At 44.2% G+C, this 20,120-nt stretch carries 24 protein-coding genes, 3 tRNA genes and 1 riboswitch; of the genes, 23 read left to right on the forward strand and 4 right to left on the reverse strand.

Annotated features, from left to right (window positions below; translation table 11 throughout):
* The first annotated feature begins 12 nt into the window (after positions 1-12).
* The 11 genes from CD05_RS0100125 (at position 13) to CD05_RS0100180 (ending at position 12,991) form a co-directional block, all read left to right on the forward strand.
* Positions 13-2,187, forward strand: a complete 2,175-nt coding sequence (locus CD05_RS0100125) for a hypothetical protein (RefSeq protein ID WP_028508792.1) — start codon at positions 13-15, stop codon at positions 2,185-2,187.
* Complete coding sequence (locus tag CD05_RS0100130) at positions 2,159-3,262, forward strand: hypothetical protein (protein ID WP_028508793.1); 1,104 nt, start codon at positions 2,159-2,161, stop codon at positions 3,260-3,262. The genes CD05_RS0100125 and CD05_RS0100130 overlap by 29 nt, the downstream gene beginning before the upstream one ends.
* A gap of 96 nt (positions 3,263-3,358) precedes the next feature.
* On the forward strand, positions 3,359-4,507 hold the full coding sequence (locus tag CD05_RS0100135) for a hypothetical protein (RefSeq protein WP_028508794.1): 1,149 nt from the start codon (positions 3,359-3,361) through the stop codon (positions 4,505-4,507).
* Between the two features lie 16 nt (positions 4,508-4,523).
* The gene (locus tag CD05_RS0100140; RefSeq protein ID WP_028508795.1) at positions 4,524-5,384 is read left to right on the forward strand and encodes an ABC transporter permease; all 861 of its coding nucleotides are present in this window, start codon (positions 4,524-4,526) and stop codon (positions 5,382-5,384) included.
* Between the two features lies 1 nt (position 5,385).
* Entirely contained in the window at positions 5,386-6,261 is an 876-nt protein-coding gene (locus CD05_RS0100145; RefSeq protein WP_037322695.1) for a hypothetical protein, read from the forward strand.
* Positions 6,262-6,271: 10 nt separating this feature from the next.
* On the forward strand, positions 6,272-6,907 hold the full coding sequence (locus CD05_RS0100150) for an ATP-binding cassette domain-containing protein (RefSeq protein WP_028508797.1): 636 nt from the start codon (positions 6,272-6,274) through the stop codon (positions 6,905-6,907).
* A gap of 125 nt (positions 6,908-7,032) precedes the next feature.
* Positions 7,033-8,142 carry an FtsX-like permease family protein gene (locus tag CD05_RS0100155; protein WP_028508798.1) on the forward strand — a complete coding sequence of 370 codons (1,110 nt, stop codon included), beginning with the start codon at positions 7,033-7,035 and terminating at the stop codon, positions 8,140-8,142.
* A 1-nt stretch (position 8,143) separates the two neighbouring features.
* On the forward strand, positions 8,144-9,283 hold the full coding sequence (locus tag CD05_RS0100160; protein WP_028508799.1) for a hypothetical protein: 1,140 nt from the start codon (positions 8,144-8,146) through the stop codon (positions 9,281-9,283).
* The gene (locus tag CD05_RS0100165) at positions 9,280-9,954 is read left to right on the forward strand and encodes an ABC transporter ATP-binding protein (RefSeq protein ID WP_028508800.1); all 675 of its coding nucleotides are present in this window, start codon (positions 9,280-9,282) and stop codon (positions 9,952-9,954) included. The genes CD05_RS0100160 and CD05_RS0100165 overlap by 4 nt, the downstream gene beginning before the upstream one ends.
* 106 nt (positions 9,955-10,060) lie before the next feature.
* Positions 10,061-10,510 carry an SMI1/KNR4 family protein gene (locus CD05_RS16745; RefSeq protein ID WP_051588728.1) on the forward strand — a complete coding sequence of 150 codons (450 nt, stop codon included), beginning with the start codon at positions 10,061-10,063 and terminating at the stop codon, positions 10,508-10,510.
* Positions 10,511-11,005: 495 nt separating this feature from the next.
* Complete coding sequence (locus tag CD05_RS0100180) at positions 11,006-12,991, forward strand: hypothetical protein (RefSeq protein WP_028508801.1); 1,986 nt, start codon at positions 11,006-11,008, stop codon at positions 12,989-12,991.
* A 116-nt stretch (positions 12,992-13,107) separates the two neighbouring features.
* On the opposite strand, the gene CD05_RS0100185 is transcribed toward CD05_RS0100180, so the two are convergent.
* Positions 13,108-13,248, reverse strand: a complete 141-nt coding sequence (locus tag CD05_RS0100185) for a hypothetical protein (protein WP_156947231.1) — start codon at positions 13,246-13,248, stop codon at positions 13,108-13,110.
* Positions 13,249-13,295: 47 nt separating this feature from the next.
* The gene (locus CD05_RS0100190) at positions 13,296-13,649 is read right to left on the reverse strand and encodes a hypothetical protein (RefSeq protein WP_028508803.1); all 354 of its coding nucleotides are present in this window, start codon (positions 13,647-13,649) and stop codon (positions 13,296-13,298) included.
* A gap of 99 nt (positions 13,650-13,748) precedes the next feature.
* A riboswitch (Fluoride riboswitch) is annotated at positions 13,749-13,830 on the forward strand.
* 40 nt (positions 13,831-13,870) lie between these two features.
* Here CD05_RS0100190 and CD05_RS0100195 point away from each other — a divergent pair.
* On the forward strand, positions 13,871-15,073 hold the full coding sequence (locus CD05_RS0100195; protein WP_028508804.1) for a cation:proton antiporter: 1,203 nt from the start codon (positions 13,871-13,873) through the stop codon (positions 15,071-15,073).
* 33 nt (positions 15,074-15,106) lie between these two features.
* Here CD05_RS0100195 and CD05_RS21250 read toward each other — a convergent pair whose 3' ends face one another.
* Positions 15,107-15,241: a hypothetical protein gene (locus CD05_RS21250; protein WP_278244755.1), complete on the reverse strand. Its 135-nt coding sequence runs from the start codon at positions 15,239-15,241 to the stop codon at positions 15,107-15,109.
* A gap of 96 nt (positions 15,242-15,337) precedes the next feature.
* On the opposite strand from CD05_RS21250, the gene CD05_RS21255 reads away from it, so the two are divergent.
* From CD05_RS21255 to CD05_RS0100235, 7 genes are all read left to right on the forward strand, one after another.
* Entirely contained in the window at positions 15,338-15,472 is a 135-nt protein-coding gene (locus CD05_RS21255) for a hypothetical protein (RefSeq protein WP_278244756.1), read from the forward strand.
* A 537-nt stretch (positions 15,473-16,009) separates the two neighbouring features.
* Entirely contained in the window at positions 16,010-16,867 is an 858-nt protein-coding gene (locus tag CD05_RS0100215) for a phosphoribosylaminoimidazolesuccinocarboxamide synthase (RefSeq protein ID WP_028508805.1), read from the forward strand.
* An 86-nt stretch (positions 16,868-16,953) separates the two neighbouring features.
* Complete coding sequence (locus CD05_RS20465) at positions 16,954-17,097, forward strand: hypothetical protein (protein WP_156947233.1); 144 nt, start codon at positions 16,954-16,956, stop codon at positions 17,095-17,097.
* Between the two features lie 97 nt (positions 17,098-17,194).
* On the forward strand, positions 17,195-17,419 hold the full coding sequence (locus CD05_RS0100225) for a helix-turn-helix transcriptional regulator (protein ID WP_028508806.1): 225 nt from the start codon (positions 17,195-17,197) through the stop codon (positions 17,417-17,419).
* A gap of 49 nt (positions 17,420-17,468) precedes the next feature.
* A tRNA-Leu gene (locus CD05_RS20470) sits at positions 17,469-17,544 on the forward strand.
* Positions 17,545-17,547: 3 nt separating this feature from the next.
* Positions 17,548-17,623 (forward strand) — tRNA-Glu (locus tag CD05_RS0100230).
* Between the two features lies 1 nt (position 17,624).
* Positions 17,625-17,698: transfer RNA gene (locus CD05_RS0100235), tRNA-His, on the forward strand.
* A 64-nt stretch (positions 17,699-17,762) separates the two neighbouring features.
* On the opposite strand, the gene CD05_RS0100240 is transcribed toward CD05_RS0100235, so the two are convergent.
* Entirely contained in the window at positions 17,763-18,212 is a 450-nt protein-coding gene (locus CD05_RS0100240) for a low molecular weight protein-tyrosine-phosphatase (protein WP_028508807.1), read from the reverse strand.
* Positions 18,213-18,522: 310 nt separating this feature from the next.
* Between CD05_RS0100240 and CD05_RS16750 the strand changes: the two genes are divergently transcribed.
* The 4 genes from CD05_RS16750 to CD05_RS0100255 all read left to right on the forward strand — a co-directional run bounded on the left by CD05_RS16750 (position 18,523) and on the right by CD05_RS0100255 (position 20,064).
* Positions 18,523-18,819, forward strand: a complete 297-nt coding sequence (locus CD05_RS16750) for an isochorismatase family protein (RefSeq protein ID WP_084262051.1) — start codon at positions 18,523-18,525, stop codon at positions 18,817-18,819.
* Between the two features lie 86 nt (positions 18,820-18,905).
* On the forward strand, positions 18,906-19,241 hold the full coding sequence (locus tag CD05_RS16755; RefSeq protein WP_242841212.1) for an isochorismatase family protein: 336 nt from the start codon (positions 18,906-18,908) through the stop codon (positions 19,239-19,241).
* Positions 19,234-19,623, forward strand: coding sequence for a hypothetical protein (locus tag CD05_RS0100250; RefSeq protein ID WP_028508808.1), 390 nt, complete (start codon positions 19,234-19,236; stop codon positions 19,621-19,623). The genes CD05_RS16755 and CD05_RS0100250 overlap by 8 nt, the downstream gene beginning before the upstream one ends.
* A gap of 18 nt (positions 19,624-19,641) precedes the next feature.
* Complete coding sequence (locus CD05_RS0100255) at positions 19,642-20,064, forward strand: DUF3592 domain-containing protein (protein WP_028508809.1); 423 nt, start codon at positions 19,642-19,644, stop codon at positions 20,062-20,064.
* Positions 20,065-20,120: the final 56 nt, after the last annotated feature.

The raw sequence follows: 20,120 nt of genomic DNA on the forward strand, positions 1-20,120 counted from the left end.
AGGAGAACGCTTATGAAGTTAATACCCATAATAACCGCCGCACTTTCCGCTTGCCTTGTGCTTAGCCTTTGCGCCTGCTCGCTCATTAAAGATGATGAAAGCGATGCAGAGACAGGCTTTGTCAGTATTCCCGTATCAGAGCTTGAAGAAGATGCAAATGCCGCAATAAACAAAAGCTATGAGCAGTTTAAGTTTCGTGAGGGGATGACTGTCAGTGTTCCCGACGAGATAGAGCTGCTGTCATTTACTCAGACTGAGGGCTTTGAGAAGGAGCATACCGACATTTTCGGCAAGCTTTTTGACGGGGAAACACTTGAAAGGGTGACACCTGACAATACGCCGTTTATTACGCAGGGAGCTGACGAAAAATACGCTATACCCACCTACGGCTTTCATGATGAGGAGCTGAAAAAGCATTGCTATATACACAGCGACGGCTTTTTCGCTTTCTTTGTTGACGAGGCATTTACCGACCCCGAAAACGGCGAATGCATTGATCTTTGCTTTGTGGACAGAGAGGCTGACGCAGCCAAAAGTTATGATTTGGGCGGCGAGCAGGTGACTATCTCGCAGGCGGCAGAATTTGCACAGAGATGGTGTGATGAATACTATGCTCCCCTTGAACCCGACCTTGATATAAAGGTAAAATACATAGGCGTTTACCAAAACGACAGCGGCGTTATAAGCTATGATATGACCGCCGTAAAGCTTTACAAGGGGATAGAGCTTGAAAGCGATGTTACGATAATCAATGATGAGCATGACCTGATGAAAAACGTAACAAGCAAGCTTGAGCTTGTAATGCGCAAAAAGGACAGCATTTGTTTTTTTACTAACGGCAACGGCATAGTTATCCCGGAACAAAAGGGCAAGGTAAATGAGCTCATCTCGCTTTCAAGCATTTTGGACTACCTCTCGGCACAGCTTGCAGACCTTTACAATGACATAGAGATAACCGAGATAAGCCTGCGCTATACCCTTGAACCCGAGACCTATGATTTTGTGCACGGTGAGCAGTATTACTTTCCCGAAAACAAGTACAACAGCTCGCCCACTTGGGAGATACTCATTGACATTCCAAAGGAAAACAGACCTACAGGCTATCAGTCTGAGGACAGGCTTGTGGCATACTTTCTCGTAAATGCGGTGACGGGCGAAATAGTGTTTGATCTAGAGACGTGGAATGATGAAAAGGCGGTCATCGAAACACCCGAGATAACCTCAGGCAAGGGCTTGGAGTATAAGGCTGACAAGCAAAGCAAAACCGACACCCAAAAAGCCGAGCCTGCAAAGGCGGAGGATAAAAAAATCACTATCGAAGCTATTGCAAAGAGCTATGAGAATGAGCAGCTCACCTTTGAGTACGAGAGCAGCAGCTACACCCTGCCCCTGCCTAAAGAGAGATTTGCAAAGCAGGAAATGGGCATAAGCGAGTTCTATCCCGAAATAATAAACAATCGTTACGGCATAGAGGTCAAAGCCGAGCTTGTGGTGAATGAGGATATAACGGAAATAAAAAGCTGCGATGTTTACACGCCAAACGGCAAGGTATACAATATGCCCACAGAGTTCAAGCCCGACGGGAGCTTGGACACGTCTTATGATTTTACATTCCACAAGGGCAAGGGTTCGCAGTGCAGCTTTACAAACAAAAACGAAACAATAAATGCCGACCTTAACGACCTGCCTATGTACTTAAAGCTCGACTACAAGGACGGCACGACCCCCGTGCATTTTGACGGCTTTATGTTTAATGACGGGACGTTTATGATGCTGTCATTATATACAAACCGTGTGACGGACGCTGGCTATGAGTGGAGCGAAGAAGAGGTTGATTACGGCACCTGCTTTATCGGCACAGTCGGCAAAATAAAGAATGAGCGCACAGAGCTTACCCTTGCAGACGGCAGGACAAAGCTCGACATTCCCGTAAGCCTGAATGACGGTGAGGTCAGTGATGGCATGACGGTAATGGCTATGATTTATGATGAGCCGTCAGTTTACGGCAGCGGGGCGGCTAAGAAATATGACTATGCACTTATCTTCACTCACCCGAAGGATCATCTTATGCTGGGTGAAAAGCTTGATGATATGGCGTATGCAACTGTCGGGAGCTTGTATAACGGAGTGTTTCATTTTGTGAAAAAGGAGCAAAAAAATGGAAAAAACTATATTGGCAATTCTTAGCACAATACTTTTTCTGACATCGTGCAGTATCACATCAGATGAATCTGTAAATAACATCGAGGAAAGCGTAATAGATGTAACAGAAATAAAAGCAGATGATCAGGAGAAGGAGATAAAGGCTGCTTCATATGATAACATAACGGTCAGTGACAGTTTTAAGCTGACTGTTCCGGCATCTGATTCTTTGGGGATATATGAAGTAGTATATTCGGATGATTTTGACAAGAAGGGTGAGCTGCTGTTTAAGAAATACATATCGGATTACGATAAGAAGAATGCACAGGATATAGATGACAACAGCAGTACAAAGATCATACAGTATGATGACGGGAAAACCTTTTCTATGGTAACTTCAAAAGGCGGTTTTGTGCTTGCGGATAAGCAATACCTTAACAAAGTCAGGTACGGCGATTCAATACCGTTTATTCAGACCGATCTGGTTGATACGGCAGGTAATACGGAATACACGATCGGAAATAAGAGTGTTATACTAAATGAGCTTGTTTCGTCGTGTGATTCGTTTATATCGGAGTTTGTAGGCTCTGCCAACTATCCGAATACAATAAAGCCCTTTTCATTCTCAACACAAACAATTGATGACGGCAGCATAGCAGGGATAATGCATTGCAGGTATTATTATAAAGACCTGCCTGTTTTTGATATACAATCCATATATGATGAATACACAAATAAAATCGCTATGCTCACTCCGCCGACTATTACTTTTACTGACGGCGATAAGATAACACAGTTTGCAGCGATATGCGGTTTGTGTGACTACAAAACTATACAGACAGTTGATAAAATAGTATCGCCTGCTGATGCTGTTGCGCTGACAAGCAAAAAGCTGTCGGGCTATTTGGATTATGAGCTGCAATATGAAGAGTTAGTATATTTCCCGACCTGCAATGAAAACCGAAATGGAATTGAACCTCAGAATGGAAATGATGCAGGAGATGTTATCACTCTTACTCCATACTGGATCTTATATTTTGAGCCAAATTGGTGGCACGAGACCTTTGCGGCTGTTAATGCAGTTACGGGAGAAGTTGATTTTGTAAGGAATGTGAGGTAAAGCGAAGCACACATCTTAAGAAACGTTTAAGAAAAATCTCCGCCTTATCTTAAGAAGTATGTGGTATCCTTTTTGTAGTGAAAGGAGATGTCGCATATGACAAAGAAAAAAGCATTGGTATTAAGTGTGTTGGCAGCGGCGGCTGTGGCTGCTGCGGGGGTGCTCATTTTCAGGGGAAAGAGCATTAATACTGTTAAGGTGGAAGAGGTTGTAAAAGAACTTGAGAGCTACAAGTTTTCAAGCTATGAAAACCTTGAATTTGAATGTGATGTGCCGAGCATAAAGGCTGACAAACTCTATCAATTAAGAATAGAACGCTCGACAGCAATTGCCGATACAGAAAATGCCAAGGAAAATCTCTCGCAAATGGCAAGCGCTTTTTTCGGTGATGAGATAGATACTGCAAACATTATGGATACCGATAATAACAGCGTGAAATACGAGCATACCCCAATAGGCAGCAGTGATGAGGAGCAGGACAAGTATGCAGAGCTGTATGCATCGAAAACTTTTCTGCTCAATGATTCAAAGCTGCTGCGTGAGATAAGATATGAAAAAGAAGTGGCTGCAAAAGCGCCGTTTATCGATCTTTCGGATAATGCCGCCAAAAGCATTACAGTAAATGGCAAAGAGGTCGATCTGTCGGCGTTTGCCCAAAAGGCAAAAGGCGAGATAGAGCGATGCTGCGCCGATGTACTGAATAAAGATGAGCAGATAATGCCTTATGATGCGGTAATAATGGAAAGCTCCGTTGACGGCAGCGAATACGTAACACTCAGGTTTTCACATATAATTGACGGGATAGAGCGCAGCGTGGACGGCTTTGCGCCGACACCCGACGAGGGTGTTGGCACGCTGCCTTCATATATAACAGTCGAGATGACCGCAGACGGCGAGATAGCATCTATCCAGAATTACTATTATTTCAGCATCAAGGAAAAGAGCGAGATAGAAAAGATAGCTCCTCTTTCGGCTGCGACAGATACGCTCTCTCAACAGCTTGCGCCCAACTATAAGTACAAGGTCAGAAACGTTGCGCTTAAATATGTCGAGTTGTCGGAATGCGGGCAGACTGAAAGCGAGCTGCGCCCTATGTGGTGCTACACTCTTGATGAATACGGCGGCGGCTTTGGAGACCCTTCAAATTTCTTTCAAACCCAAAATGCTTATGTTGATGCACAAAACGGAAATGTATATTTAGTTGATTCAAAAACGAGAATGTTTGAATTGCACGAATACAAGTAAAGGTGATAAAATGCGTTTGATAAACTCCCTTCGTGGTGACCTAAACAAAACCCTCCTGAACATCGGCTTTTTAGGTGCTGTGCTATTAACAGCATTGCTCTGCTTCACCGCTCCAACCTACCACGACCTGGCAACCGACCGCAGCTATTCGGTCTTTGAGTCGTTCTTCTCGTTCAAGCGTGAGTTTATTGAAAGTGACCAGCAGTTTGCATCATTAAATGTGTTCCAAAACGGGCTTGGCGGATATATCACAATGTTCCTGCCGATAATCGTTGCCTTTCCGTTTATGGTCAGCTTCTGCGCCGAGCGCAACAGCGGACTTATGCGATTTACTATTTCACGCACAGGCTGTCTGCGCTATTACCTGTCGAAGTTCCTCTCTGTGCTTATCGGCGGAGGGCTTGCGGCGATGCTGGGATATGCGCTCTATGGGCTTGTGGTTTATGGCTTTTTCCCGAATATAAACACCTATGAGCTTGATGAATTCTACTATGAAATGCACCCCGACAGTCAGACCGTCGAGGTGCTTAAAATGCTGCTGAGTGCATTTATCTACGGTGCTGTTACAACGCTGCCTGCGTTCTTGATAAGCTCATTCTCACGCAACCCGTATCTTATCACCTGCGTGCCGTTTCTTATGGTGTATATATGGAATACGGCGATAAACAAGCTCGTTCTCAAAGCGTGGGAAACGGAAGATTATGAGCTCTCGGAAAAGCTCTATGACTTTCAGCCTGACAGCGCCCGTCAGCTTGTCTATATAACCGAATGGAACGAGAGCGCACAGCGTATAGTGCTTTTTAATACGGCGCTTGTTGTTGGTGTGATAGTGCTATTTTCGGTGATTATGAACTTACGCAAGGATAGGGGTGTGTGATATGTTCGGACGACTTAATTTACGCCAATGCCTTACCACCGCCAAGACCGAATACATCAAGTGGGTAAACGACGCTCGAATGATAATCCTCGCCGTGCTGCTGATATTCATTTACAGCTTTGCGATTGAGCCCTTGCTCAAAAATGCAGAGGAAATGGGCGAGCAGCTGAACACCTTAGAGCCGTTTATTGCCATAGCAAATTCGGGCGCAATTATGCTGATATTGCCGCTCGTGTTTCTTACCCTCATTGCAGACTTCCCGAAGATAGACACCAACACAGTTTTTTACATAATGCGTGTCGGGCGTTTAAACTGGATAGTCGGGCAGATGATAAAGCTCGTTTTTATGGCGGCATCTTACCTCGCGGTCATCTTTTTTGGTGCTGTTGTACCCATGCTCGGGCGCAGCTTTTGGAGTGATGACTGGAGCAAGGTCGCCACGCAGTACAAGATTATTTTTCCCGACAAGTCAGGTAATTTCGGCGTGCAATTATTGCCCGAAAACCTATATAATCAGCTGTCTATCTACAACGCAGCGATACGAAGCTATCTGCTTGTATTTGCCTATTTGATAATCTTAGGTTTGATACTTTTATCATTTTCTATCGTCAAGAAAAAGACCGCCGGCTTTGTAGCTTGTGCGGCGATAATCTCTATCGGCACAGCACTCTGCTCTATCAAAACAAACCTGATGTGGAGTATGCCAATGGCGAACAGTATCATATGGCTGCACTACACCAAGTATTTCAGGCAGCCTGTTGTAACTATGGAGTTTTCGATATTTTATCTTTGCACGATGATAGTCGGATTAACGGTGTTCTGCATTGTTGCAATTAAGAAATTTAACTATGATAATGTAACGGAGATAGCAATGTAAGGAGAAAAATATGAATATAATTGAAGTAAACAACGTATGCCTTACCCTTACCAAAACAGATATTTTAAAGCACATAAACGTCGGCTTTGAAGAGGGCAGAATACATGGGCTGATAGGGCGAAACGGCTCGGGAAAGACTATGCTTATGAAGTGCATATGCGGCTTTGTAAAGCCCACCTCGGGCGAGATAACAGTTGACGGAAAGAAAGTCGGCAAGGACATTGACTTTCCCGATGATATGGGAATCATCATTGAAACGCCCGGCTTTATACCTTACTATTCAGGCTACAAAAATCTTAAACTGCTTGCAGGGCTAAAAAACAAGATAGGGAAAAATGAAGTCAGGGAAAGTATGAAACAAGTCGGTCTTGACCCCGATTTGCGCAGGCACGTTCGCAAGTATTCTTTAGGTATGCGCCAGCGTTTAGGGCTTGCACAGGCGATTATGGAAAATCCAAAGATACTTATCCTTGACGAGCCCTTTAACGGGCTTGACAAGGACGGCGTCAAGGAGATGCGTGAGTATCTGCTTTCCTACAAAGAGCAGGGCAAGACGATACTTATCTGCTCGCACTCGGCGGAGGATATTGAGGTGCTGTGCGAGACGGTGCATGAGATGGATAAGGGGTGCATCGAGAAGATTTAGTCGTTCCGATGCACAAAACTGAATTGCTGTTTTTGTGCAGGCTTACAAAAAATCAAGAATAATGTAATGATTTGCTGTTCATAAACGTCTTATATTATTAGAGGTAAAAACGGGAGGAAATCAAAATGTATTATTCTTTGCTGAACATCAAAACGCTTGTTTCGCGCAGGCTGATATTGTCATTGATGATAGTGCTGTCGCAGATAGTGGCGATGCTGTCAGTATATCTGTCTGTGGGCTTTATCAATAATTCACTAAAGAGGAAAAGCGCCCCTACATATGACCAAAAGTGGTTTTACTTCGGGTTTTACTCTATATATGATGAGGAGGGAAAGCTCTTGCCTGAGGATACTGTTTATCCTGAGGGGGCTTTGGTGTCGCCGCGCTGGGGCGATATAAAGGGGGATATGTACGAGCTGCTTGCCTTTTTGGGTGATGAGGTAGAGGATATTCCCATTAACGGCTTTGGTATGAAAGACGGCTCAGACAGCAGCAAAATAGGTCTCAGCAGCGACCTTAAGCCTGGCGGCGGGAAAATAGTACAGGGACCGAGATTTTCCTGTTCCGATTCAAGTATGCGCGGTGCTGTGGGTGATGTATACCATATTGAGGGTAACGAATACACGGTAACAGAGGTCGGTGAGAACAAGGTGCATATCGCCATTAACATAGAGGATTACCCCGATAATGCAAGGATAAATTACTTTACGATAAAGCTGCGTGACGGCGCTGATGTTGACAGGATAAGTCAGATAAAGGACGAAATGACAGAGCTTTTCGGAACACCTATGGCGACTGAGGAGCCTGAGCCTGTTACTCTTATGAATTTGCAGATAGATAATATGTTTATATTCACATCAGCTGTTATACTGCTTATCGCGGTGGTGAATATAGGTGTGTATTTTCGCTATGTATTCAAAAAGCGCGAAAATCAGATAGCTGTTATGAAGATATGCGGTGCTTCAAGGCGGGATATTTTTCTCATTTCAATTATTGAGATGCTGGGGTCGTTTATTGTGAGCTTGACGGTGTCGCTTGTGATATTCACGGCACTTCTTCCCGGTCTGAAATTAAGCTATAAAGGCTTTTCGCTTTTTGATAACAAATCGTATCTCGCTGTATTTGCACTTGTGTACTTGGCGGTAGCTGCTGTGGTATCGGGTGTGCTTTCGGCAGTATACAGCAGCGGCTCGCCCTTTGACAATTACAGGCGTTCACAGAAGGGCGGTGTCTGATATGCGCGGGATAAGGTACGGCTTTTCATTTTTTGTAAAGAATATATGGTCAAATCTTTTTATAGCCTTTGAGATAGCCCTGCTTCTGGTCGCTTCAAATGCATTGCTCGGGTTTTATAACAATATATCTGTTTTATATACACCGTATCAGGATATATTTACTCACAAAGGGGTAATGTATTTCAGCTTTGCAGGTGCATCAAAGGACACCGAAGCGGCTTTGCAGCAGCGAGCGGAAGCCTTTGATAAGCTCAAAGGTGAGCCGAAGATTTATTACGCCAATACAAATGTGTATTTATACAATGACACTCCGCTGCTTGTGCATATCATAAATGATGAGATATATGACGCGTTTTGCTATGCTGTCAGCTCGGGAAGCTTTGAGCCCGGCTGTGCGGTAGTTTCATATATGAGCGGCTTAAAGCAGGGCGATACGCTAAAGACTGCTAACGGCGAGGTGCGGGTAAGCGGCGTTCTGACCGAGACAACATATTTCCCGCAGATAAACGGTGGTGAGTATATTGAAGACCTTTATGTGCCGTATAAATCGGGCGGCGAGGATAACGAGTTTATAATCATGAGTGAGTCATCTGCCGAAAAGCTATACGGCGAATTTGACTGGGTCACATCAGAGCTGATTGATACAGTTCTCATCTCATACAAGGGCTTGTCGGAAAAGGACATTGAGTATAACAATTCGGTGCTTGAACAAACAGGCGAGCTGCGCGAGATAGACAAAATGAACGAACGCACAGTAGCCAAGCTAAGAGAGCAGTATGCAAGATTTCTGCCGTTTATCTATATTATCTCAATAGCTGTTATCATAGGAATCATCAGCTTTTGTATCGTGACATCACTTGATAACAAGGCCGATATGGATATTCTGTATAACTGCGGTGCGGGATCTATTAGCTTGTTTTTTGTAATGCTCGGCAAGAATTTGTGCATAGTTATTTCCTCGGTGTTGTTTGCAGCTATTGCACTGATCGGCATGAAGCTCACAGGTATATTTGCCAATAACGGAATAAGGATAATGGATAATCTTCTGCCCTTATCTGCACTAATAATATGCGCCTGCATAGTGATGTGCCAGCTTGTTTCAACACTCTCAAATCTTACGTTCTGGAGGAAGGTAAAATGATAACTCTTACAAACATCAAAAAGGTATATAACCCAAAGAAAGCCAATGAATTTGAGGCTCTACACGGAGTATCGTGTGATATCAAAGACGGCGAGCTTGTGGCTATAATAGGCAAGTCGGGTGCAGGAAAGAGTACGCTTTTGCATATCCTCGCCTGCATTGACAGCTATCAGGACGGGGAATACAGGATAGACGACACGCTTGTAAAGGGGCTTTCCGAGCGCAAATATGCCCGTATCAGAAATGAGAAGATAGGCATGGTAATGCAGGATTTTGCGCTTGTGGAAGATTTCACCGCCCTTGAAAATGTGATGATACCGCTTAATTTCTCCAAGAAAAAGATCAAGGGCAAGAAAGAGAAAGCGCTTGCTGCACTTAAAGCTGTGGGCATTGAAGACCTTGCCAAAAAGCCCTGCAACAAGCTCTCGGGAGGACAAAAGCAGAGGGTGGCTATTGCAAGAGCAATAGTCAACGAACCGAGCATGATACTTGCTGACGAGCCTACAGGGGCGCTTGATACAAAGACGTCTTCTGAGATAATGGAGCTTTTCAAGTCGCTCAACGAGCAGGGGCGGACGGTGGTTATTGTTACGCACGACCCGAAGGTGGCAGAGCAGTGCCAGAGAGTCATTGAGATATCTGACGGTGAGATAGTAGGCGGCAATGAGTGAATTGACAGGAGTGTTGGGATGTGATATAATTTAACCAGCAGTATAGATAATACAACAAAGTGTTTTTTAGACCTGTTTATAACAAAAGTACTTGAAAGGATATAAAATGTATTTTGATAAATTTGCATATGAGTTTGAAATAAAACATTATAAAATGTTCCCCCCGTCAAATCCGGAATTAAATAAGATCTTTAATCAGTATGATAATCTTCCTAAAGCGTATATTGAGTTATTAGAGCTAATTGGCGCAGGCACTTCTGCACCTTTTTGGTCAGGATGTGAGTTTTTTATTCGGGATATTCCTCTATTAAAGAAATATGCCCAAGAAACTCTAAGTGACAATTCATCGACTGTTGAATTGAAAAATGACGATTTTGTTTTCTGGATGTCACAAGGTACTATTTTTTGTTTCTTTAACATCAAAGAAGGTGATGATCCTCCGGTTTATTTTTTTACTGAAGCTAATCCTAATGAGTATCAATGTGTTGCAAATAAACTGACTGAGTTTATCTGGAATTATTGTTTTAAACCACAGATCGCATTTAATAAAGTGTAATGATTGGTATTCAAGTATGTTTAATAAACATAGACATCTGTTCCGCCTTGATTCCCAACTCCTCTTTCTTCTTCCTTATCACCTGAGCCAGCTTAATGATGCAAGCGGGGTGAGGGATGCGGTATTATGTATAATAATCCATTTTACAATCAGTTTTTCGATCCCCTGTGTGTTAATCCGGAATACTATTATCAGCAGCAGGCTTTTTGTCTTGCACTTGCTGAAATGGCTGAGCAATTTGGCTTGGACAAGTGATCCCCAAAAACATATTTTGAGCCAAGCGGTTTGAGCGGTTCCATATGCTTTACGATAGGCTTTGATGTTTCCTAAGTTTTCGTACAAGAGTATGCCGTAGTTTCTGTCCTTTGCTTTTTTGTTTAAAATAATTTATTCTTTTGCACCCATTTGATATATTTGGACGGTATTACTAACAGAGAGCCGAAAACGGTTACTATGAATCTCTGAAAAAATGATTTAAAATATGGAGGAATCAATATGCCAAGCCCTGAAAAGAACAAGTACACAAGTGAATTAGGCCCTATCCCCGGCAAAAGGATCGAGGACGCAAGAAAGAGCTATGTTGAGCTGCCGGAAGATGACGACCGTAAGCTCGCTTATCTGAAGACGCTCCTTGCTACAACTATAGCGACCATACTGTTGCAGAAGAGCAACGACCCCGGCAAGCTGCTTGATGATTTTGAATTCAACAGAAAAATGATGGAGGTCATGGACAGCAAGGCCGTTGATCTTATGGCACAGCATTACAAGGATAAACCGCAGGAGCTTCTTGATCTGCTTGACTATGAGCCCGAAAAGACCAGACAGTTCTATAACCGCTGCAACGCCGAGCTGGGACCTGAAAACGACAAGTTTATGTTTATGACCGATCAACAGATCTTGGAATATGAGAATGAACTCAAAAGCAAGAAGAAGATCTACGAAAAGGGCGAAAAGACAATAGCGCAGATATCGGAAGCTGCCTCGCAGATTTTGCAAGATATGAGTATTATGCCTGAAAATATGCAAACCGATGCCTATAAAAAGCTGTATGATGCTGTGTTAAACCTAACTGATTTCGGAACGACAGACTTTAAATACACGGATGAAAATGGCAATGTAAAGAAAGCCAATGAGTTTACTAAGAACCACCCTCAGCTTGCTGTAAAGGCGATCAACAATGTCCATAAGCACGCAGATGAATACTATAAGGAAAACCCTGCATTTGCAAAGAAGGTGCTTGGAAAGCTTTGGAGCGCTCACAAGCAGCACGCAGAATATATTGATATGGACCCTTCGGCCTATAAGGATAACGTTGAAAAAGAGCTTGGTGTAATAGCTAAAGAAAAGCAGGCAAGAAATATAGCCAACAAGTTTGTAACGCCCCACAATGACTATATTCAGAGGTCTGAAAAGGCAATGGATATGTACAGAGACGTATTAAAGGGTCACGCAGACAACGAGCTCAGCTTCTGGAGAGGCAGCCCTGAATACAACAATGTAGGAAAATCGCTCCGTGACGTTCACAGAGCGTGGGTAGATATGCTTGATAAGGATCAGCAGCTTCGTGCCCGCCAGAAGCAGACAGGAAAGGCTGATATCAATGAGCAGAAGGCGCTTCAGGAAAAGGTCAAGAGATTAAGAGAGCAGATAGAAGATCTCAAGGAAAAGAATCAGAAGTATTTTGACCACAAGGTCACTGACGGTCAGTTCCTGAAAGGTACAAACAGCAACGCCGATAAGCGTATCGCAGCAGTTGACAACATTGACAAGTTTGCAGATTTCCTTCTTGAAACGATAGAGAGAAAGGAAAAGATAGTAGAGAACAAGATAAACGACATCTATCAGCAGAAGGCTGATGAGCTGGTGATAGAGGGACTTCCCGAGCAGAATATCAACAATTTGATAAAGAATGATGAAGTGATCATCGAACCTCCGAAGAACGATGTACAGATCAACAACGAGGAAATTAATAATAATGAGATAAACATAAATGAAGCAAAAGATGATCCTATCATCAAGGAGGAAAAGATAGAAGAACCCAAGACTGCCGCTCAGAAGGCACAGGAGTTTCTTGACAACAAGCGTGCCGAGGCACAGCGGAATATCCAGAATGCATCAGCTGACGGAAAGATACCCAACAAGGAGGAGATGCGTCAGAACTATGCGGCTATTGCAACATCGTTCTTTATTCAGGCAGCTATCAGCAGATCGGACAAGAACAAAAACATAAACCATATGAGCCCCGAGAGCCTGAATGAAAAACTCTACAACACCTTCTTAAGGAATACCCTTAAAAGCAAGTCCTTTAAAACTATGATGGACAAGACTTCTGACAAGGATCTTTTTGAGCAGGCATCACATGACAAGGGACAGAATCTCTGGTCAAACTATGACGAAAAAAGAAGAAACCCTGCTCCCGAGGCAGGCGGCCGCATAGGCAATAACAATAAACAGGTTGAAAAAATACTCGGAAACAACTGAGAATAATTAAAGCAGCACCGCATAAGACCGTTTTTTTACGGCCTTGTGCGGTGGTTTTAATATGCATCTATTGCAGCCATATCAAACGATCATATCTCCGGCTCAACAAAAAAATCTTATTCCTCGTTATATGTATCAAGGGCAGTCTCCCGTGGAAGCTGTCTCACCTTGTCGAGCACGTCACGGTAGATATCCGCTTGTCTGATGTACCCGTTGCGCTCAAACAGAGTGATGACTTCTTTTAGGCAACACCGCACAAAGACCGCCTGAAGGCTTTGTACGCAACTTACTTGCATCTTTTCCGTCATATTACACATTTTTTCCTTGAAATACGGTAGTATTCCTTCGGAAAATCTGTGCGATCTGACGAAAAAGCTGACTGCGCAATTTGCGCACAATCTTCGTGCGGTGTTGCCTTTATCTTTTTCCAAAGCGTCTCGGCGGTAGTCGGTCTGCAATAGTTTTCATGCTCGCAGAGGTCGTTCTCGCACCAGTTGTACAGCTCATAGGGAACACCGTCGCTGCAGATGCCCCATTCAAAAACTTCAAGCGGCCCGAATGACTTTATCTTGACGATAACTGTCTTTCCCTCGCTATCAGGGATAAGGTCGGGTATCTCGTAAAACCACCGGTCTATCTGCACGTCTTTTTTGCTCATGATATCACATCTAAAAAATTATACCAAACAAAGCCTTATCCGTCAAGACGCATCACCACTTGACAAACTCTCTCCAAAGTGCTATAATACTGACAGTGAATATTATATGGGAATGATGATCTCCCGAAGTGATATTTATCACTTGAACCGCTTATTCCGAGCTGATGACGTCTGCTTTACGCAGAAGTTGTCGGCTTTTTTATTTGGAGGGATATATATTTATGCTTTTGTCACTTGCGATCATTTTTCTTGTCGGGCTGTCGGCTGCGGCGATCATGAACAAGATAGGCCTGCCACGGATCATCGGTATGCTCGGTGTGGGCATCATTGTCAGCCCGTATTTGCTTGACCTGCTCGATGAAAAGATACTCGGCATCTCGTCCGAGCTTCGACAGACAGCGCTTATCATAATACTCATCCGTGCAGGGCTGACGCTAAATATCTCTGACCTTAAAAAAGTCGGGAGGCCTGCCGTGATGATGTCGTTTGTGCCTGCCTGCTTTGAGATAGCAGGGTATGTTCTGCTCGCACCATTGCTGCTTGACGTGACTCGTATTGAGGCGGCTGTTATGGGAGCAGTGCTCAGTGCAGTATCGCCGGCGGTGGTCGTGCCGAGAATGGTGCGGCTGATAGAAGAAAAGGCCGGCACAAAGAAAAGCATTCCGCAGATGATACTTGCAGGCGCTTCGTGTGATGACATTTTTGTCATCGTGCTGTTCTCGACGTTTGTGACTATGGCGCAGGGCGGCTCGGCAAAGGTGAGCGATCTTCTGGATATCCCAGTATCTATACTGCTTGGCGTTGTGCTTGGCAGTGCGGCAGGTGTGGTGCTGTTCTTTGTTTTTGAAGCTGCACACAAGCACGGCTCAAAGATACGAAACACCGCAAAGGTTATCGTGATCCTCGGCACGGCATTTCTGCTCATGTCAGTCGAGAGCCTTGCCAAACCCTATGTTGCAGTCTCGGGACTGCTTGCGGTAGTTGCTATGGCGTGTGTTATCAAGCTAAAAGGGAATAAGTCGGTATCCTCACGGCTGTCTGAGAAATTCGGCAAGCTGTGGATAGGCGCTGAGTGCCTGCTGTTCGTGCTTGTGGGGGCGGCGGTCGATGTGCGCTACACGCTGACAGCAGGAGTTTCGGCGCTGGCTATGATATTTGCAGCGCTCGCTTTCAGAGCGGTGGGTGTATGCCTTTGCATGACAGGCACAGAGCTTAATATAAAAGAGCGTGCTTTCTGCGTGATAGCATATCTCCCTAAAGCCACAGTCCAGGCGGCTATCGGCTCGGTGCCGCTGTCGCTGGGGCTTGACTGCGGAAAAACGGTGCTGTCAGTAGCGGTGCTTGCGATACTGATAACAGCACCTCTCGGGGCGATAGGCATTGACAAGACCTGCAAGAGATTTCTTGAAACGCCGAAGCAGTGAGCAGCCGACAGGCAGCTCATCAGTGCTCCGAGCTTACACGCCCTTGGCCTTTGGCTTGGGCTTAGGCTGCTCGGGCTTCTCGAATGTGGGCTTTACCTTTCTTCCCTTTTTGGTGTTCGGGTCGCCGTACTGCGACTTGACTCCTCTTATCTCGCCCTCGGTGAACATCTCAAATGTATCCCTCTTGGATTTGGCTGCGAGCTGTTCAAACTTGGCCTTTTCTTCCTCGGTCGCTCTGTTTTCGCTTACCTTAAGCAGATATATATGAACGTATACTACGGCAGGACATTCACAGAAACAGAAAAGCCCGTTGCAGGGCAGATAGAAGTCACAGCCGACAGCAAGGATTTCAAGCAGGCTTTCTACCGTGCTGTAAGCAGCGGTAAAAAGAGAGTATAAAAGGAGGTAGGCAATATGAATCTTGATCGTGTTATCGCTGTAAGAAATACCAAGACAGTATATCGTGACGGCGACAAGTGCATAAAGGTATTACCCACGGCGAAAAGAACAAGGCTCAGGTAGATGCATACGGCAGAGAGGCTCTTGAAAAGACTATCACCGATGCGGTGGTATAAATTGTTTATTCCTATCCTCAAATAGAATAAAATGCGAAAAGGCAATGCTGTGCTGACTGTGCGGTGTTGCTTTTTTGTTTGGAGTCCCCGGGGAAACGGGCAAGATGCCCCGTTCAGGTGTCAAACACACACATCTTAGCCGCCGTGATTTTTAACCGGCGGTAAAATTGTTAACAACTTTTCAAAAATTGGTTATTGAACATGGAGGTATACTCTGCTATAATATATATACAAGGGCAATATCGCCCGGAATATGGCTTTATCTGTATTTTAAAACGCATACAGTCTGTGGGCTAAGATGCTCATGCGCACTGTATAGCTGTATTGATAGCTGAAAAGAAAGGGTAAGAGGTGTTTTATCATGAAGAAGATCATTTCAGGCAAGGTCAGGGAAGTATACGAAACAGACGGCGGCGAGCTTGTGCTCGTAACAACAGACAGGATCTCGGCTTTTGACGTTATACTTGATTCTACTGTTCCCGGCAAGGGCAAGGCGCTCAACCAGATAGCGCTTTACTGGTTCGACCTTACAAAGGATATTATCCCCAACCACATAATCTCCGACAAGCTCGAAGATATGCCTGCTGAGTTTGCTGACAAGGAAAAGTATGAGGGCAGGACAATACTAACAAAGAAGCTGAAGATGCTCCCTTATGAATTTATCGTAAGAGGCTATATGTTCGGCAGTATGTGGGAAGACTACAAGAAGACCGGCGCTTACTGCGGCCAGCCTATAGAGGGCGAGTATCAGCTTGCACAGAAGCTCGCAGAGCCCATGGTGACACCTTCCGTAAAGAACAGCGAAGGCCATGACGAGAACATAACTCTCGACAGGCTCAGAGCTGAGATAGGCGAGGATGAAGCAAACAAGATAGCTGACATCTGCGTAAAGATATACAACACCTGCTATGAGGACGCAAAGAAGAAGGGTCTTATCATAGCTGACACAAAGTTTGAGTTCGGTTATGACGAGAACGGTGTGCTTACGATAGGCGACGAGGTAATGACACCTGACTCCAGCCGTTTCTGGGCTGCTGAGGATTACAAGACAGGCGTTTCACCGAGATCCTACGACAAGCAGTTCGTTCGTGACTGGCTTATCGAGAATAACCTTAAGGGCGTAACACCTGCACCCAAGCTCCCTGACGAGGTAGTTGAAAAGACAGCTGCTCTCTACAAGGAGTGCTTCACAAAGATCACAGGCAAGGCTGATTACTGATACTCAGGATATACCTGCGGTTTACTTGACGTATAACGAGAGTTATGCTATAATAATGACAACATCAAAGAAAGGAGCGAACTGAAATGAGCAAGCTGATAAAGTTAATGATGTATTACATGAACGGTCTGCATATTGCTGTAATAAAGAGCCTTTTCCTCGAACCGGAAGAGACTGACTTTGTGCTGCGTGCAGATAAAAAGTGTTTGCATTTCAGGGCGCTCGCTTAGTGCGTTGTTCTGATATGTCAAAACACCGTCTGCGTGCTGCGCAGGCGGTGTTTTTTTGCGTCTTTGATACAACATACTAAGAAAGGAGATGTCTGATATGCCGGTGATAGATACTCAGGCAACAGGTATTAACATAAAGAACATGATAAAAGCCAGAGGCTTCAAGATAGCCGATGTACAGCGCAGGTGCGGATTCAACACTCCGCAGGCCATTTTCAAGTGGATGCGTGGCGACGCTGTGCCGACTATCGACAACATGGTGATAATAGCCGAGATGTTCGGCGTGACCATCGACGAGATAATCGTCGTAAAAATGATCTGACTGCGTGTTTTTAGCAGCTATAGCCGCATATTCCGTGCGGCTTTGATATGTCCGTGTGGTGAAATGGCAGACACACCCGGCTAAGAACCGGCACACTCGGAGTTTTGATCTCCCCACGGACACCATACGGCGGATTCGTCTAACAGGACAGGACACAAGACCTTCATTCTTGTAATACGGGTTCGACTCCCGTATCCGTTACCAGGTGATCGTCGTCCAGTGGCAGGACGTCAGTTTGTGGGTCTGAAAATGAGAGTTCGATTCTCTCCGATCACCCCACCATATAATAAAAAAAGCCTGATCGTGCAGGCTTTTTTTATTTGCAAGGCTTTGAGTGCAAAGCTCAGATAAGAGATCTGAGAAGCCCCTCGCAGCCCTGCATTATATCATCGAATGCAACATCAAATCTGCGTGAATACCACGGGTCTGAGACATCACGGGAGATGCCTGCATATTCCATGAGCATATGCAGCTTGCCCTCACTGTCGCCGCCCAGGATATCCCTTGCACGGCGGAGGTTGCTTTTATCCATGACCACAAAGAGGTCGTAGTTTTCATGATCAGAGTGCTTAAGCTGCACAGCGTAGTGCTCGCTAAACGGTATGCCCCGTCTTTTGAGTTCGTTCTTTGCAGGGGGATAGATACCGTTGCCTATCTCCTCGGTGCTGACAGCGCACGAGGCTATCAGGAAGTCGTCTTCCAGCCCCTCACGCCGCACCAGTTCTTTCATTATGAATTCTGCCATGGGCGAACGGCAGATATTACCGTGGCAGACGAACATTATCCTGATCATTGCTGTTAAGTTCCTTTCTTTTCCGATATTTCAGGCTTTTCTGTGATTTCTGATTTGTGCAAATCAAGCGTTTTTTCAATTCTTCTTGTATTATCTCAGCAATTAATATCTCCTATTCTATTATTAGTATAACATAATATCATTGCATTTTCAATCCCTTACAAGATTCTGCCGTTTAAAAAGCATACGGTCGTCTATTGATAAATGCAGCCAAGTGTGGTATAATTGGAATTGACAGAGCGTTTCCTGCCATTTTGGGACGTGATCTATTATTACAGTATTCTTCATACAAGGAGATAAGGAGAAACACATGATACTATTGGTTGTAGATACACAAAAGGGCTGTTTTAACGAAAGGCTGTATTCGTTTGAAAGGGTAAGAAACAACATTAAACAGCTAATTGCAGCGGCAAGAGAAAACAATGTTGAGGTCGTATATGTTCAGCATGATGACGGCCCGGGTACCAGTCTTGACAAGTCTGCGGACAACTATGAGATATACGAGGAATTTGCTCCGAGAGACGGTGAAAAACGTTTTGAAAAGAATGTAAACAGCGCTTTCCACCCGATGACAGTATTAAGGCAACACCGCACAAAGACCGCCTGAAGGCTTTGTACGCAACTTACTTGCATCTTTTCCGTCATATTACACATTTTTTCCTTGAAATACGGTAGTATTCCTTCGGAAAATCTGTGCGATCTGACGAAAAAGCTGACTGCGCAATTTGCGCACAATCTTCGTGCGGTGTTGCCTTAACGGAATACCTGAATTCTAAAGGTGAAAAAGATATCATAATCATCGGTGTATCGACAGACTATTGTATGGACGCAACAATAAAAAGCGGTTTTGAAAAAGGGTTTAATATGATCGTTCCTTCATACACAAATTCGACCTATGATAACCCATATTTTGATAAGGAAACTGCCTACAGGTATTTTAATGAATTTATGTGGAAAGATCGTTACGCAAAGACAATTACAGTTGAGCAAGCGATACAGCTGTTACAAGGAGACATAGACGATGTTTGAAAGTGAATACGCAAAAACCGAATATATTGAGAAAGACAATGCGGTATTTCACGTCTGGAAGAAAGAAGCCCACTTTGACGATTACCGTGAGCCTGTCAATGCATCGCTTAAATTGCTAAGAGAACATCAGGGCAGCATTTTCATAGTCGATGCAAGGAACGGATTTGAAGATGTAAAGGAAGATGTCGAGTGGGGTTTTACATACTTTCTGCCCGAATTAAAGAAAACAGGCTGTAAGATATGGGGCTTCATACTGCCCGAAGTATCCGATATAGAGGGCGAGATCGACCTGTGGACTGCTGAGATAAAAAAGAATTTCAAGGTCATCAGGGCTTGTTCCTATGAAGAAATAGTGAAAGAGGCAGATAGTAAACTATACTGATTTAAGGAGTTAAAACCTATGGGAGTTGTTGCTGTTTTAGCAGGATCAGTTTTGGCAATCTTTCAGGTGTTGACCTTGTTCGCTATTATCAGGGATATCAAAAGAATGATTGTGTGCACAGAAAAAGTTGATGCCCGGGTAGAGTCTGTAACAGAGAAAGAGAAAGAATATAAAGATTCTAAAACAGGTAAAGTGAAACGTAAATACAGTTATAGAGTTACGTTTAGATTTGAATATAATGGTCAGACTTATACGTCAACTCATGTTTACGAAAAGCGTTGCAGCTATTTCAAAAATCAGGATACAGAGATCAAAATAAATCCACGTAAACCAGGTGAAAGCTGGACAAAGGGCGAGCTTAAGGATCTCTTATCATTATTCTTATTAATACCGCTTTATGTGTTTTTTGATTATCTGTATGTAATATGTGTGTTTAAATAAAGCGTCATGCTGAGCTTGTGGAAAAGAGACCTGCGAAAATCAGATGGAGGTGAATA

The organism is Ruminococcus sp. NK3A76 (assembly GCF_000686125.1).
GTDB lineage: Bacteria > Bacillota > Clostridia > Oscillospirales > Ruminococcaceae > NK3A76.